Below are 14,929 nucleotides of genomic sequence, written 5' to 3' on the forward strand. Positions count from 1 at the left end.
CCGCAATTGGCAGGTGTTGCGCTCATGGAGCAGTTAGTAGAGACGCCTGTGTCTAGCCAGTTGCTCTCTGCTTCGTCTGATTTTCAAATACATGAAGTCGTACTTCGTAACCGCGTTTGGAGTGGTCGGAGGATTCGTGACATCACGCTTCCAGAGAGCATACTTATACTCTCGATTGTTCGAGACGGTGTTCAACTGGTTGCACATGGCGACACGGTCATGAAACGGGGAGATACGCTCGTTGTAGTCGGCCCTCCAAAGGACATTCTAGAATTTCATGACCAAGCTTCAAGCAATTCCTTGTAAAGAGAAACCATACGTAAGAGTTTAGAAATAAATTGGGATCGTGGGTCTCCGGTCGTATAAATGCAACTATGCTTTCGCTGGTTGACCTTTGTGAACTGGTTCGGTACAGTGACTATCGAATGCGAAGGGGGCGGCGAGGGTGAACATTACTGTCATTACAGACGGATGTCCTTTTGATCGGGAGATTGAACGGCTTTGTGGGTTGTTCTACGAAGAAGCAGACATTCGCGTGGTGGACGTGACGAACGCGGATACGGCGCCAGCGTCAGACTTACGTATTGAACTTCGGTTGAAACGTGAGGACAATCGGGTGCTATCGTACGGTGAACTGGTGGCTCAGGATCATCGAGAGACAGCGTCTCATGCGAAGGACGTCGCACCAGACGCAGATGCAGTGACGGTGCGCAAGCGGGGGAAACAAACGGTTCTGCACGTCCTCCACCAATTGCTGGAGGTTGTCACGAACGAGCACCAGCCGTGGGGCATCCTGACAGGCGTTCGCCCTCTCAAATTGGTGCACAGGATGGTTGAGCGCGGGTTAACGGAAACGGAGATCCGCAAGCGATTGTCAGAAGAATACCTGATCTCACCAGAGCGGGTGGACTTGTTATTGGAGATTGTTGGTGTTCAACAGCAGGTGGTTCCCGACTTGTACCACTTGGACCGCGCGGTGAGCATTTACGTGGGGATTCCCTTCTGTCCGACACATTGTGCGTACTGTACGTTTCCTGCCTACTCGATGACGGATAAAGCGACCTATGTGGACGATTTTCTGCACGCCATGGAGCGGGAGTTTGTCCACCTCGGGCATTTGTTACGGGAGTATCAGATCCCGGTCACGAGTCTGTACATCGGGGGAGGCACTCCGACCAGTCTCCGCGCGCACGAATTGCAACGACTGTTTGAAATCATCTATCGCGAAGTGCCGAATCCCGGTTCCTGGCGGGAATTTACGGTAGAGGCAGGGCGCCCGGATACGATTACCCCAGACCGAGTCCGGGTGATGAAACAGTATGGCGTGGGGCGCATCAGCGTGAATCCGCAAACTTTCAAGGCAAGCACGCTGAAGGAAATTGGTCGCGGACACACGCCGGATATGGTGGACCATCGGTTTCAATACGTCCGTGACGCCGGATTTGACAATATTAACATGGACATGATTCTGGGTCTTCCAGGAGAAACGTTGGACGACGTGCGATACACTATGGAACGCATTGAGCGCTTGAACCCTGACTCTGTCACCGTACACACCATGTCCTTTAAGCGATCCGCAGTGGTGAACCAGGAACGGGAGCGATTCCGCATCCCACATACAGCGCTGGTCCGCCAAATGATGCAGGAAGCCGCCGCTTGGGCGAGGGGGCTTGGCCACCACCCGTACTACGTGTATCGTCAAAAGGACATTCTCGGCAACTTGGAAAACGTAGGATACGCCAAACCAGGCAAGGAGAGTGTCTACAACATCTGCATCATGGAGGAACGACAGACGATTGTTGGCATCGGCGGTGGGGCTGTGACGAAACTGATTGCGGCGGACGGGGTGCATATGGGGAGATTCGCCAACCCACGCGAGCCGAAGGCGTTTATCGATACCATTGACCAGGTCATGGACAAGAAGGATCAGCGACTGCGCGCCGTGTTTGACACCATTGCCAATCGTCGCAACATGTCTTCTGCGATGTTGTAAACAAAGGTACACCGCGGGGGCACCTTGCAACTGCCCCCATTCCCTCGGGCATGGCATGCCTGACAATGCAGAAAGCGCCCCAACCCCATCTTATCCATACAGAGTAAATCCCTGCCCCACGACATGATTCGCGAAAAAATTCAGCCAATTCTCCATAACTTCTCCACAAGTTTATCAAACCATTTCCACCAATCTGGGCGCCATTGTTTATACAATGGCCACAGAATCGCCATAGGACAATCAGCGTAGCAGAACAGTAGATACCACAGTCCAGGTTCGGCGAAGGGATTCAGTCTCGACTCGAACCATCATCTTGATGTGGTTGAACGGAGGAGCAAGTATGGAAGCACAGACGTCGTCTCTGACGACCGAACTTCGCCTTCGCAAAGGCAGCCGGTGGTGGAAACAACCTTTCACGTGGGCCGGCATTGTTGTAGTGGTTGGAGGAGGCATTGCCTACTTTGCCCTCCAGAACAATACTGGCAGCGGGGCTGCTGGTGCTATGCAGGTTCGGTGGGTGACCGTGCAACGCGGCAACGTGGCACAGACCGTGAATTTGTCTGGTACGCTGACTCCAGCGAACGAAGTCACCCTTTCAAATAGTGGGAAGTTAGTGTCCGTTTCAGTAAAAGTTGGACAAAAGGTGAGCAAAGGCCAAGTGATTGCACAGATGGACACGTCCAGTTTGGAACTTCAACTTCAGCAGGCGGAGGCCCAGTTGGCGCAGGCCAAAGCGAAACTTGCTCAGTCCGAGGAACCCGTTACCAGCAGTGCTGGCAACCATGGGCAAGTGACCACGCAGAGTCCGGATCCAAACGTGGTTGCACAGGCGCAAGCGGCAGTGGATGAGGCGCAGGCTCAGGTCAACGCCATTCAACAGCAGATTGCGGCCTGCACCATGACCAGCCCCATTTCGGGCACAGTTTTACAAGTCGCGAACCCAAATTCCACGAACGCCTCGACCTCGGCTGGTACAACGAGTGCAAATGGATCCAACAATTCCGGTTACACGAGCAACGCAGGTAACAGCAGCGGCGGTTCATCCAACGGGAACACCATCGCCGTCATCGCGGATCTGAGTCCGTCTGCATTCGAAGTGAATGCCACCGTAGATCAGGCAGATGCTGCAAACATTAAGCCTGGTCAATCGGCTGAAATCTCGTTGTCAACCACGGGAGGCGGTACACTCACAGGTAAGGTTGAAAGTATTGGATACATTCCCCAAACACAAGGGGGCGTGACGGTGTACCCGGTGACCATTCAAGTCAATCCACCGTCACAGCAGAATGTCCAGCTATTGCCGGGGCAAAGTGTGTCGGTCACGGTGACGGAACAACAGGCAAGCAATGTGTTAGAACTACCTACAGCAGCGTTGACGCAACGCCACGGCACTACCGGGGTTTACGTTAAGGCTGGGCAAAGCTCAGATGCCACGGATTCGCAAGGAACGGACGCCGCAGCCGGTGCCAAAGTTCCAAGTGGTTTACAGTTTGAACCGGTATCTGTCGGACTGTACGGAGGAAATTGGGTCCAGATCAAGAGCGGGTTGTCCGAGGGAGAACAAGTCGCCGTCCTAATACCTGCCTCAACCCCCAACTCCAGCACCCGTGGTTCAGGGTCGAACACTGGTGGTGTATTAAATAGCTTTGGCGGGTTCGGCGGTTTGGGTGGCATGCAAGGCGGACTCGGTGGCCGCGGCGAATACGGGGGAGGTTACGGCGGTGGTGGCCGGTCCGGAGGCTACGGTGGAGCCAGTGGAGGTAGCCGTACAGGCGGCCTCGGCAGTGCCGGTGGAGGTGGGAACTAATGTCCCTCCTGAAGCTGGAAGGTGTCAGCAAGTGCTATGACATGGCTGGTGAAGTGTTCTATGCGGTGAAAGATGTGCATGTCAGTGTTGAACCTGGTGACTTTGTCGCCATCATGGGCCCGTCTGGTTCCGGTAAATCGACGATGATGCATCTGATGGGACTCCTGGATACCCCGACGACAGGTGAAGTCTGGATTGAGGACATCCCGACGTCCAAACTTCTGGAACGCGAACTGGCCATGCTTCGCAATCAAAAAATCGGATTTGTTTTTCAGAGTTTCAACCTTCTGCCGAGAACTTCGGCTCTCGAGAACGTGGCACTTCCATTGTGGTATGCCAAAGTGAGTGACGGAGAAGCCCTGTCCAGGGCGGCTGCCGCGTTGCGCCGTGTCGGTCTGGATCCCGAGGCGAAAGGAGCCAATCACCCGAATCAACTGTCTGGTGGGCAGCAGCAGCGGGTTGCCATTGCTCGAGCGCTGGTCACTGCACCGAGTTTGATTTTAGCTGACGAACCGACGGGAAATCTCGACAGCAAAGCGACCGACGATATTTTGGCTCTGTTCCAGTCGCTGAACGACGAGGGCACAACCATTGTGATGGTGACGCACGAAGAGTACGTGGGGAAGCACGCAAAACGGATCATCCGATTCCGGGATGGCCGGATTGAATCCGATGAGCAGGTTGAGAATCGATTGCGGCGAATGGAGGTGGCGCAGTGAACTTCACAAAAGTCTTACGCACGGCCGTCAAGAGCCTCGCGCTGAATCCACTTCGCACCTTTCTCACCTTACTTGGTATCATTATCGGCGTTGCCGCTGTGATTGCACTGATGAGCGTGGGCAGTGCAACCACCAGCAGTGTTACGTCCCGTATTCAGGGACTGGGCACCAACTTGCTCGTGATTTCTCCAGGACAGTCCGTGCAAAACGGAGTGAGCCAAGGATTGGGGACGGCGCAAAGCCTCACGGACAAAGATGTGGCGGCGCTACAAAAGTTGTCCGTGTTGTCCGCGGTGGCGCCGGACCAGACGAGTCGAGCGCAGGTTGTGTACGGATCTACGAATTACCAAACCGTTCTCGAAGGAAGTACGCCGGACTTGTTCAGTGTCCGGAACCTATCGTTGGCTGCTGGACGACCGTTTAACCTGGTAGAGGAACAGCATGCCGCGAACGTGGCTGTGATTGGATCGACCGTTGCGCAAAACATCTTCGGAAACCAGAGTCCCGTAGGTAAAACCATTTGGATAAACGGATTGGCGTTCCAGGTGATTGGCGAGTTAACGACCCAAGGCTCCAGTGGAGCGACCAACAACGACGATAGAATTATCATTCCATTGACGACGTTGCAAAACCACTTTACCGGATCCACCAATCCAAACGTCATTTACGCGTCGGCTGCGAGCGGTCAAGATATGACGCGAGCGCAGCAGGAGGTGGAGCTCACCCTGCGGCAGAGCCATGGACTGTCATACACGCAGTCGGACGACTTCGTGATTACAAATCAATCTACACTATTAGATACACTGCAAGGTGTCACACAAACGCTGCAAAGTTTTCTCGGTGGTATCGCAGGCATCTCGTTGTTGGTCGGGGGCATTGGCATTATGAACATCATGCTCGTGTCTGTCACCGAACGCACGCGGGAAATCGGGTTACGCAAAGCGTTGGGAGCGACGCGTAGTGCAGTGCTGAAACAATTTCTTGTGGAGAGTGCATTGGTGGGCCTGCTCGGCGGCGTCATTGGCATCGCCGTTGGCGCTGTGACCGCCAGCGTCCTCGGTCGAGTGATGAACACGGCCGTACAAGTGAATGTGTCGGCCGTTTGGATTGCGTTCGTGGTGTCCTTGGTCGTGGGCATTGGCTTTGGAATCTATCCAGCGTTTCGGGCAGCTCGCTTGTCGCCCATCAACGCGCTGCGTTATGAATAGATGTGTCTCGTGATGCCTTTGGCTTTCGTAGGGTAGACAGGGATGCGAAACAATACCAGCGATTTGCAGGACAGCGACGAACGACTCGAGAGAAATTGTGTACATCGTATATTTCATGAAAGGTGTGAGGTTCGCAATGGGGTTCTATCAGTCATCCGGTGAACGCAAGCGTCGAATTCCGGGGTGGATTGGCGTCTCTGTCGTGTCCGCGTTGGTAGGATGCGGCGCGACGCTGGCACTGTATCCTGTTCTTCAAAATCACCAGGTCGCCGGCACCTCAGCCACGACTACGACTGGTGTCACCAGCACGAACCTGTCCGCTCCGGTGACGAATGTGAATGTGAGTGTGAACGATGCAATCACCCAGGTGGTCAAACAGGCGGTACCGTCTGTCGTCGCGGTCGTGAATTACCAGTCCACCTCAGATTTCTTCAACCAACAGTCGCAATTGGAGCAATCCGGTGTCGGTACTGGCGTCCTGTTTGCGAAAGACAATAACTACGGGTACGTGGTCACAAACAATCACGTTGTAGAAGGAGCCCAGAAACTTGAACTTGTCTTGAGTTCTGGGAAGCATATCCAGGCAGATGTGGTGGGCACGGACCCCTATACGGACCTTGCGGTTCTACGTACGCCGGTAAACAATGTCGCGAACTTACCCACGGCTGTCTTTGGCAACTCTGACGATATTCAAGTGGGTGAACCCGTGGTTGCTATCGGAACGCCGATGGGGTTGGACTTCCAGGATTCAGTCACCTCTGGGATTATCAGCGCGAAGCAGCGGGTCATGCCAGTGGAAGAACCAGAGACTCAGCAAGTGCTTGACTACGAGACAGTCGTTCAGACGGATGCGGCGATTAACCCCGGCAATAGCGGGGGACCGTTGTTGAACATGAAAGGGCAGGTCATTGCGATTAACAGCAGCAAGATTGTCGATACCAGCGTCCAAGGCATGGGGTTTGGTATTCCATCCAACACGGTGCGTACGATTGTTCAGGAAATCATGCAGACTGGGCATGCAACGCACCCGAGTCTCGGTGTGGAAGGGTACTCTTTGTCGACCCTCCCGGATTACATGCGTCCGGACGTGCCGGTCACGGATGGGGTGTACGTGCAGTCTGTGACGTCGCCGAACGCACAAGCTGCAGGGCTCAAGCCGCAGGATGTGATTGTGGCGGTGAATGGAAAAACTGTCACCAGCATTGCAGATCTTCGCACCGATCTGTTTCAATTGTCAGTAGGACAGAAGGTGTCGTTGAGAGTGTATCGAGGACAACAAGAACTCACCTTAACAGAGACCATTGGGGCGATGAGTACGCAGACGAGTTCCGATGGACCGAGCGCGCAAGATCAGAGTTCCGATGGGCAGGATATCCAAGGACAGTAATCCGTACGGTAAGATGTCCTTTTTGAAAGGCTGGGATTGTCATCGAAGCTGTGATTTTGGTTGTGGACGATGAACCGAAGGTTATCGAAGTCATTAAACCTTTCCTTGAAGGGGAAGGGTTTAAGGTGTACACCGCGATGACTGGAAAAGCCGCGATTGAGATGGTGGAGGTACACCACCCTGACCTTGTTTTGCTGGACTGGATGCTTCCAGAAATGAGCGGGCTTGACGTCTGTCGGGAGTTGCGCCAGACCCGCGACGTGGCCATCATCATGCTGACCGCGAAGACGGATGAGTTTGACCGTGTCATGGGCTTGGAGATGGGGGCGGACGACTATATCACCAAGCCGTTCAGCCTGCGCGAACTGCTGGCCCGCATCAAATCCGTTCTTCGTCGCGTCCAGCCGCAAACAGAGAAGCGCGATGTGTTGCGGCGGGGGGAACTTGTCATCGACGAGGAAAAGTTTCGCGTGTGGAAGCAAGATCAGGAGATTGCTTTGACCCCTGCCGAATTTCAGTTGCTCGTGACGTTAGCTCGGCGGCCCGGTGTGGTCTACAGTCGTTTGCAATTGCTGCAGGCCACCATGGGTGACGCCTATCTCAACTATGAGCGGACCATCGACAGCCACATCAGCCATCTGCGCAAGAAAATCGAATCAGATCCTTCCAATCCGCAGTACATTCAAACCGTGCACGGGGTTGGTTATCGGTTTGGCGACCAACTATGAAAGTTCGATATAAGCTTTGGATTGCCATGACTGCGCTCATCCTGTTCATGGGCGGCGCGTTTTTTGCCATCTCTCACGGTTACTTGGAGAATTTGTTTCGGCAGTATGCCACGGCTGCGCAGGAACAGTCCGCGGACCAGTTAGCCAGGCAGGTTGCTTACTACTACCAAGTGAACGGCGGATCGTGGTTGGGCGTTGACCAGTACATTGCAGGGTACCTGGAAAGCCCGGACTACCACGCACAATTCATCAGTTTTATACTCAGGGACGCGAATGGCCACGTGCTCGTGGCAGCTGGACCGAAGCCGCGAAGCGAGGCCTCTGACACAACTACGGTTACGATACAATTGGGCGGTCGTACCATCGGATTTCTCACGGTGAGCAACCGTGTGCTTCAGGGTTCACCCGTGCAACAAAACATCCTGCAGTCGATGACAGCGGCGACGGTGTGGGGGACCATTCTCACGTCGTTGGTGGCTTTGGTTGTAGGCGTGTGGCTGATGCGGATTATGACCAATCCACTGCAAGCATTGATGAAAGCCATGCAGCGGCTGCAGAATGGGGACTTGAATGCTCGTGTTGAGATTTCGTCCAAGGATGAGTTTGGAGAAGTCGCGCGGACGTTTAACGAAATGTCGTCCAGGCTGTCACGCATGGAGGAGGCCCGTCGGCACTTGGTTGCCGACGTCGCGCACGAGTTGAGGACGCCGCTGACCATCATGCAAGGACAATTGGAACTGATCCAGCAGGGCGTGAAACCGGCCGAACCTGCGACCCTGCTACCAATCCAGGACGAGGTTGTTCGGTTGACCCGCCTCGTTCAGGACCTGCATCAACTATCCCTGGCCGAAGTGGGGAAACTGCCTTTGGAGAAGGTGTCCACAGATATTGTAAAACTACTGGAGCGCATGGTTTCCAACTTTGAGGTGGAAGCGGACGACAAAGGGATTCGGTTGGAGTTCGAGGCACCATCACAGGGACCGATTGTCACGCTGGCGGATCCGAACCGTATCACGCAAGTGTTTGTCAATTTGCTTGGCAATGCGTTTCGCTATACGCCGCAGGGAGGGACCGTGCGCGTCACCGTAGGGCGAGAAGCGAATGCGGTTCGCGTGTCGGTGTCGGATACAGGCCCAGGCATTCCCGAAGAGCATTTGCCACACGTGTTTGACCGCTTCTATCGTGCAGAAGAAGACAGGTCCCGTGGAAGCGGCGGGACAGGCCTCGGGCTCGCGATTGCAAAGGAATTCGTAGAAGCGCACGGCGGCCGCATCGAGGTCGAGAGCACGGTGGGCAAAGGGACCACCTTTACGGTGTACCTGCCGGGAAACTCGGCAGATACAAATCCCTTACCATTACGACATGAAAAGCGCTGAGACGACGAATCGCGCCCCGGTTTACTCTTCTCGGGGCGCTTTGTTTTTGACGTGTTTCAATACCACATAGGCCACGGTACAGCCGGCTGCGAGCAATATCAATTCCGTGTTTTTCAGCAACCTGCTATTGGGCATGGTCATGAGAACAAACAGTGCGCCAAACCCGCAGACAATGGCTGATCTCATGTTGCGCTGGACAACGTGCCATACGGCAAATCCAACGGCGATGGCAAGATACAAAAGTTTCGGGATGAATTCATATTTTGGAACAAGAAAGAACATTATGACAGATACGACGATGGTAAGATAGAGACAGGTCCACCACAATTTTTTATAGTCCATATTCGCTCCTTTTGCCATGTGACGTTGTTTTCTATTTTTATCCACACAGAGGCATTTTAATCATGGCCCCGACCGAAGGCTACATAACTAACATTATGTAACCTAACGCAGGAGCTCGGATGCCATTTTCCGTGTGGACATGATGGAGAGGTGCGTAGCGCGTGTCAACCGCAGTCAACTGGACATGGCACATCGTCGCGGCCATTGTTGGGGTCGTATTCAGCCTATCAATTGTGTACAAAAAGTTGGAGCAAAGGTTGTCAGTGCACCAACCTTTGAAATCGGGCGATGTGAAGGTGGTTGTGGACGAACACGGACACGTGTTGTCGGAGGACAAAGCAGAGCAGTTTCTGCGACACTTCAACGAGTGGACGTTTCTTGGCCGAAACACCAAATACGTGCCGGATTTTTCGGAAGCGGTGAAGGTGGAACTGGTAACGGGGGCGAAAGTGTACTGTGCAAGAGGCACGAAGTTCATCGAGGTCAAGCGTGTGAATCCGAAGGGCAGAACTGTATACTACTGGTTGCTCGATAGGCGTTCGGAAGGTTCCAGGTCGCCTGTAATGGGTGACGTTCAGTGAGCCAGGACAGCGATGCTTTTCTCTTCCCATGGCCATGGAGCACTGTTTTGTCAATGCTCACCGAGCCCGTTGGCATGCCCCGCCTCTCCACTGCGGTTTTGGGTGTGCGGGCGGGCGCGTCAGTTTGGAGTCCTTGGCTGCATGGTGTGAGGCCTCGCTCCCATTCGTCCAATTTGTGCTACCCACAGTGCGTTGAGCAACATCAGTGCACTGGTCGAGAAGAACACATAATGGATGCCGAAATAAGCAGCCATTTGACCGCCAAGAACAGCTCCGCCAATGTTGCCTAGATACTGTGCCGATTGATTGTAACCGAACACGCGCCCGGCAATCGAAGTGGGGGCGCTTCGCCGGACCAGCGCGTTAATGGAGGGCAACAGACCCGCTGTCGCAATCCCGAGAAAGAACCGGAGAATCATCAATTGCCATGGGTTCGTGACAAACGCCTGCGGTATGAACAGGACGCCAGCAGCGACGAGCGCGACCAACAGTACTTTTCGCGGACCCACTTTGTCAGACAACTGGCCGAGCCAAGGCGCCGAGAGTACGTTCGCAAATCCGGCGGAGGCCATCACAACGCCGGCAATCAGGGCGACATGTGCGGAATGAGGGGTCAATTGTTCCACGTACACTGTGACAATCGGTTGGATGGACATGTTGGCCAACTGCAGAATAAACGTGGTCACAAACATGGCAGCGACCACCTGCGGATTCGGGATCAGTTTCCATACCTCGCGAAACGAGAGCGACGTGGCCTCCTTAGCCGGTGTGAACTGTTCTCGAACAAAGAGAATGGAGGCTGCAAAGGCCACCAGCAACAGGCCTCCGGTCACAAAGAACACATTCCGGAGACCCAGCGCTTCTGCCAAATATCCGCCAATCAGCGGCCCGAGCAGCGTGCCTCCCACGGTACCTGTCGAAAGCGTTCCAAGCGCCCATCCAGAGTGCTCTTTCGGTGTTTGCGTCGCAACCAGTGTGATGGCAGCCGCGATGTATCCCGATACGGCACCCATCAGCAAACGCAGTCCCACCAGCTCATAGACGTTTTGCACGAACCCCATCACGGTGACAACAACGGCCATTCCCAGGCTGGCCCGAATCAGCATCAGTTTCCGGCCGCGCTTGTCCGCGAGACGCCCCCAAATGGGTGACACAATGGCGGACAGTAGAAACGTAGCTCCGAAGGCGATCCCAGACCACTGTTCCACGGCCCCAGTTTCATGTACGCCGAGCTGCTCAATGTAGAGCGGAAGAAACGGGGTGATGAGACTCATGCCAGCCGTCGTAGCAAAGGAACCAAACCAACACACCCATAAGTTGCGCTTCCACAGTTGCATGCCATGACCTTCGTTCATCTAATATTTCATCCCTCGAATTAGTGTACGCTTGTGCCTGCTAGGTTACAACCCCAGATGTGCGTTGGCCAAGCCGATTTCACGCAAGAAACTGGATCCGCTTTCTTCTTCCCTCGTGACACCCCATTCATTCGTTCATCCTGTGCGGAGTTGTAATGGAGCACGTCTTTCACGCGGTGGAGATGAATCGCTCCTCGTTTGCTCACATACATTCAGTCATGTATACTTGTCTATGATGTCAAGAATTTTTTGGATTTTTGATTGTAAGCGATTGCAAATTATCAGGAGTGAATGTCATGAACAGACGGTATCGCTACGTCATTATGTCGCTCATTGTCTTGATGACCATGATCAACTACGTTGACCGGGGCGCGATTTCCTACGCTTCGGAACCCATCATCAAATTGTTTCACCTGAACAAGGCCTCTTGGGGAGCCGTATTAGGATATTTTGGCTATGGGTATATGGCAGGGGCCATCATTGGAGGCATGCTGTCAGACAAGAAGGGACCTAAATTCGTTTGGTTGTTAGCGGGGAGTCTATGGTCTCTATTTGAAATTTCAATGGCGTTCGCAGGGAACATTGGAATGGCTTTGTTTGGCGGATCGGCGTTAGCCGGGTTTGCTGTGTTCCGAGTTTTGTTTGGCTTTTCTGAAGGGCCTCTGTTTTCGACGATGAACAAGACCGTAGCCAACTGGGCGTCGCCGAAAGAAAAGGGATTTATGCAATCGTTCGGGTTATTCGGAGTTCCGTTCGGTTCTTTAATCACGGCCCCTGTGGCCGTCGGTCTGTTGTCTATCACAAACTGGCAAACGACGTTTATCATACTAGGTATCCTAGGGCTGATTTGGGTTGCTGTATGGTCTCGGGTATTCACGAACAAGCCTGAAGATCATCCGAAAGTAAGCGCTGAAGAACTTGCGGTCATCCGTTCCACCGAAAGCGTGCTCGCGGATGAGAGTACGTTGACCGAGTCTGAGCAGAAGCGAATCCGTTGGTACCATTTCTTCAAGAATCCTACACTGGTTTGCAATGCGATAGGGTACTTTGCGTTTCAATACGTCAACTTTCTGATTCTCACCTGGACCCCGAAGTACCTTCAGGACAATTTCCACTACTCACTGAGTAAGCTCTGGTACATGGGCATGATTCCGTGGATTGGTGCCTGTGTCACTGTGGTGCTCGGTGGGACGATTTCCGATGCACTGCGCAAAAAGACTGGAAGTTTGCGCATCGCAAGAGCCGGGTTGGCGGTTGTGTCTTTGATTTTCACCGCAGCATGCTTCCTTTTGATTCCGACGGTTCACAGTGTGGGTGCGGTGCTCTTGTTAATGGCAGTTGGCAACGCGTTTAACTTCTTGCCGAACTCAGTGTACTGGACGGTTGTCATTGATACCGAACCCTCAAAAGCGGGGAGTTTTGGCGGGGTTACGCACTTCATCACCAACATTGCTACCGTGGTAGCTCCGACATTGACGGGATTCCTGGTTTCTTCTCACGGATATACAGCGATGTTCGTCGCCTCGGCTGTGGCCTCCATCATCGGCATGTTGGCCATGTTGTTTGTGAAGCCTGGCAAACGAACGGTTGCATATCGTACAGCCTCAGGCAAGGAGTACCCACGCTGACGTATCATCCGCCTTTTTGTGCTTGCACCGAATAGGATGGACGCCGTTGTCGCGTCCAACCCATTCAGCGCAAACAAAAGTCTAAACAGTCTTACGTTTCTATTAACAAGGGAGGGATTGACCTGAAAGGAAAGGTCGCAATCATCACTGGTGGAAGCAGTGGCATGGGAAAAGCCATGGCCAAGAAATTCGCTAAGGAAGGCGCCTTGGTAGCTATTACCGGCAGGAATCAAGAGCGACTGGAACAGGCGAAAGCAGAAATTGAACAGTTTGATGGACAGGTTCTCTGTGTTCCAATGGATGTACGAGAACCCCAACAAGTTCAACAGATGGTCGTCACAACGAAGAATACCTTTGGAACCATCGACTATCTTGTCAACAATGCGGCTGGAAACTTTATTTGCCCTGCAGAAGACTTGTCTATTAACGGTTGGAATGCCGTTGTCAACACGGTGCTCAACGGTACTTGGTATTGCACGCAAGCAGTCGGAAAGGAGTGGATTGCGAGTCATACCAAAGGGAGTATTCTAAATATTATTGCAACGTATGCTTGGACAGCGGGCGCCGGAGTCATTCACTCTGCCAGCGCGAAAGCAGGGGTGCTGGCGATGACGAGGACACTGGCCGTTGAGTGGGGATCGAAATATGGGATTCGAGTCAACGCGATTGCGCCTGGACCGATTGCGAATACTGGGGGCGCGGAGCGGTTGTTTGCGTCAGAAGAGGCGTACCAACGAACCATCGAGAGCGTACCCGCTGGACGGGTAGGTCAACCGGAAGAGGTTGCAAACCTGGCATATTTTCTTTTGTCTCCAGAGGCGGATTATATCAATGGAGATTGCATCACCATAGACGGCGGGCAATGGCTCAATCGCAAGTCGTTTCGCTGAGGAAAGGGCAATATATGATGTTCACAAAGTGCGCCAAGAGTTCTCTGAGGCCACGTACGGGAAGGGGATGGACTGGGAATGGACGTATTTGACCTATTTCGATTGAACGGAAAAGTTGCCCTCATTACCGGAGGAGGGCGCGGGCTGGGAGAACAGATTGCGCGCGCGTATGTAGAGGCGGGCGCGAAAGTTGTGCTCTGTTCTCGCCGGGTCGAAAACTGTGAAAAGGTCAAGGAAGAGCTGATAGCCATGGGGGGAGAAGCTGTGGCGCTCCCGCTCGACCTAACAAAGCCTGATTCTGTGAATGAAGTGGTTGAGAAGATACTGAATCACTTTGGGCAAATCGATATTCTTGTGAACAATAGCGGTGCCTCGTGGGGAGCGCCTGCTTTTGAAATGCCGTACGAAGCATGGATGAAAGTGATTCAAACCAATTTGACAGGTACGTTTTTGATGTCCCAGGCCGTGGGCCGCCACATGAAAGAACACGGTGGCGGAAAAATCATCAACATTGCGTCCGTTGCTGGTCTGCGCGGCACGCCGCCGGAGGTGTTGGACGCCGTTGGATACAACGCCAGCAAGGGTGGGGTAATCACCTTAACCAGGGATTTAGCGGTGAAGTGGGCCCGATACAACATCTACGTGAATGCGATTGCCCCAGGGTTTTTCCCGACGAAGATGACCAAAGACGTTCTCGCGAAAGGCGGAGATCAGATCACTTCGAACACGCCGCTCCGACGGGTTGGCGGCGACCGAGACTTGCAAGGCGCTGCGTTGTACTTCGCGTCGGCTGCTTCCGACTTTGTCACTGGACAGATTCTTGCGGTCGATGGTGGGTCCGTAGCGAAATAACGATTGCGTCGTGACTTTCATGCTGACCGCTTCGAGGCGCCTCAAGGGGATTGGAATGGGAGG

At 53.6% G+C, this 14,929-nt stretch carries 14 protein-coding genes; 12 read left to right on the plus strand and 2 right to left on the minus strand.

The annotated features are described in order from the left end of the window. The 8 genes from YWK_RS20265 to YWK_RS20280 all read left to right on the plus strand — a co-directional run. Positions 1–306: TrkA C-terminal domain-containing protein (locus YWK_RS20265; protein WP_035467288.1), on the plus strand; the 306-nt coding region annotated here is incomplete at its 5' end. Between the two features lie 139 nt (positions 307–445). Continuing rightward, a complete protein-coding gene (gene hemZ / locus YWK_RS0115690) occupies positions 446–1,993 on the plus strand; it encodes a coproporphyrinogen dehydrogenase HemZ (RefSeq protein ID WP_026965548.1) in 1,548 nt (515 codons plus the stop codon). Between the two features lie 340 nt (positions 1,994–2,333). Next, the gene (locus YWK_RS22725) at positions 2,334–3,800 is read left to right on the plus strand and encodes an efflux RND transporter periplasmic adaptor subunit (RefSeq protein ID WP_026965549.1); all 1,467 of its coding nucleotides are present in this window, start codon (positions 2,334–2,336) and stop codon (positions 3,798–3,800) included. Next, positions 3,800–4,519 carry an ABC transporter ATP-binding protein gene (locus tag YWK_RS0115700; protein WP_026965550.1) on the plus strand — a complete coding sequence of 240 codons (720 nt, stop codon included), beginning with the start codon at positions 3,800–3,802 and terminating at the stop codon, positions 4,517–4,519. The genes YWK_RS22725 and YWK_RS0115700 overlap by 1 nt, the downstream gene beginning before the upstream one ends. After that, a complete protein-coding gene (locus YWK_RS0115705) occupies positions 4,516–5,727 on the plus strand; it encodes an ABC transporter permease (protein ID WP_026965551.1) in 1,212 nt (403 codons plus the stop codon). The genes YWK_RS0115700 and YWK_RS0115705 overlap by 4 nt, the downstream gene beginning before the upstream one ends. 136 nt (positions 5,728–5,863) lie before the next feature. Beyond that, on the plus strand, positions 5,864–7,114 hold the full coding sequence (locus tag YWK_RS20275) for a S1C family serine protease (RefSeq protein WP_051375668.1): 1,251 nt from the start codon (positions 5,864–5,866) through the stop codon (positions 7,112–7,114). 41 nt (positions 7,115–7,155) lie between these two features. Further along, the gene (locus YWK_RS0115715; protein WP_026965552.1) at positions 7,156–7,842 is read left to right on the plus strand and encodes a response regulator transcription factor; all 687 of its coding nucleotides are present in this window, start codon (positions 7,156–7,158) and stop codon (positions 7,840–7,842) included. Beyond that, a complete protein-coding gene (locus tag YWK_RS20280; protein WP_051375669.1) occupies positions 7,839–9,218 on the plus strand; it encodes a HAMP domain-containing sensor histidine kinase in 1,380 nt (459 codons plus the stop codon). The genes YWK_RS0115715 and YWK_RS20280 overlap by 4 nt, the downstream gene beginning before the upstream one ends. Positions 9,219–9,239: 21 nt before the next feature. On the opposite strand, the gene YWK_RS0115725 is transcribed toward YWK_RS20280, so the two are convergent. After that, entirely contained in the window at positions 9,240–9,605 is a 366-nt protein-coding gene (locus YWK_RS0115725) for a hypothetical protein (protein ID WP_156909177.1), read from the minus strand. Between the two features lie 116 nt (positions 9,606–9,721). Here YWK_RS0115725 and YWK_RS0115730 point away from each other — a divergent pair, with 116 nt between their 5' ends. Next, positions 9,722–10,141, plus strand: a complete 420-nt coding sequence (locus YWK_RS0115730; protein ID WP_026965554.1) for a hypothetical protein — start codon at positions 9,722–9,724, stop codon at positions 10,139–10,141. A 119-nt stretch (positions 10,142–10,260) separates the two neighbouring features. Here YWK_RS0115730 and YWK_RS0115735 read toward each other — a convergent pair whose 3' ends face one another. Next, a complete protein-coding gene (locus YWK_RS0115735; RefSeq protein ID WP_026965555.1) occupies positions 10,261–11,478 on the minus strand; it encodes a multidrug efflux MFS transporter in 1,218 nt (405 codons plus the stop codon). A 314-nt stretch (positions 11,479–11,792) separates the two neighbouring features. Here YWK_RS0115735 and YWK_RS20285 point away from each other — a divergent pair, with 314 nt between their 5' ends. The 3 genes from YWK_RS20285 (at position 11,793) to YWK_RS0115750 (ending at position 14,866) form a co-directional block, all read left to right on the plus strand. Then, entirely contained in the window at positions 11,793–13,124 is a 1,332-nt protein-coding gene (locus YWK_RS20285; protein ID WP_035467290.1) for an MFS transporter, read from the plus strand. Between the two features lie 122 nt (positions 13,125–13,246). After that, complete coding sequence (gene fadH, locus YWK_RS0115745; protein ID WP_026965556.1) at positions 13,247–14,014, plus strand: 2,4-dienoyl-CoA reductase; 768 nt, start codon at positions 13,247–13,249, stop codon at positions 14,012–14,014. Positions 14,015–14,092: 78 nt separating this feature from the next. After that, the gene (locus tag YWK_RS0115750) at positions 14,093–14,866 is read left to right on the plus strand and encodes an SDR family oxidoreductase (protein WP_026965557.1); all 774 of its coding nucleotides are present in this window, start codon (positions 14,093–14,095) and stop codon (positions 14,864–14,866) included. Positions 14,867–14,929: the final 63 nt, after the last annotated feature.

Source organism: Alicyclobacillus pomorum DSM 14955 (assembly GCF_000472905.1).
Taxonomy (GTDB): Bacteria; Bacillota; Bacilli; order Alicyclobacillales; family Alicyclobacillaceae; genus Alicyclobacillus_A; species Alicyclobacillus_A pomorum.

Excerpts from the sequence above, each read along its gene's own strand:
- YWK_RS22725 (WP_026965549.1), top strand. The coding sequence starts at position 2,334 with ATGGAAGCACAGACGTCGTCTCTGACGACCGAACTTCGCCTTCGCAAA.
- YWK_RS0115700 (WP_026965550.1), top strand. The coding sequence starts at position 3,800 with ATGTCCCTCCTGAAGCTGGAAGGTGTCAGCAAGTGCTATGACATGGCT.
- YWK_RS20275 (WP_051375668.1), top strand. The coding sequence starts at position 5,864 with ATGGGGTTCTATCAGTCATCCGGTGAACGCAAGCGTCGAATTCCGGGG.
- YWK_RS20280 (WP_051375669.1), top strand. The coding sequence starts at position 7,839 with ATGAAAGTTCGATATAAGCTTTGGATTGCCATGACTGCGCTCATCCTG.
- YWK_RS0115735 (WP_026965555.1), bottom strand. The coding sequence starts at position 11,478 with ATGCAACTGTGGAAGCGCAACTTATGGGTGTGTTGGTTTGGTTCCTTT.
- YWK_RS20285 (WP_035467290.1), top strand. The coding sequence starts at position 11,793 with ATGAACAGACGGTATCGCTACGTCATTATGTCGCTCATTGTCTTGATG.
- YWK_RS0115750 (WP_026965557.1), top strand. The coding sequence starts at position 14,093 with ATGGACGTATTTGACCTATTTCGATTGAACGGAAAAGTTGCCCTCATT.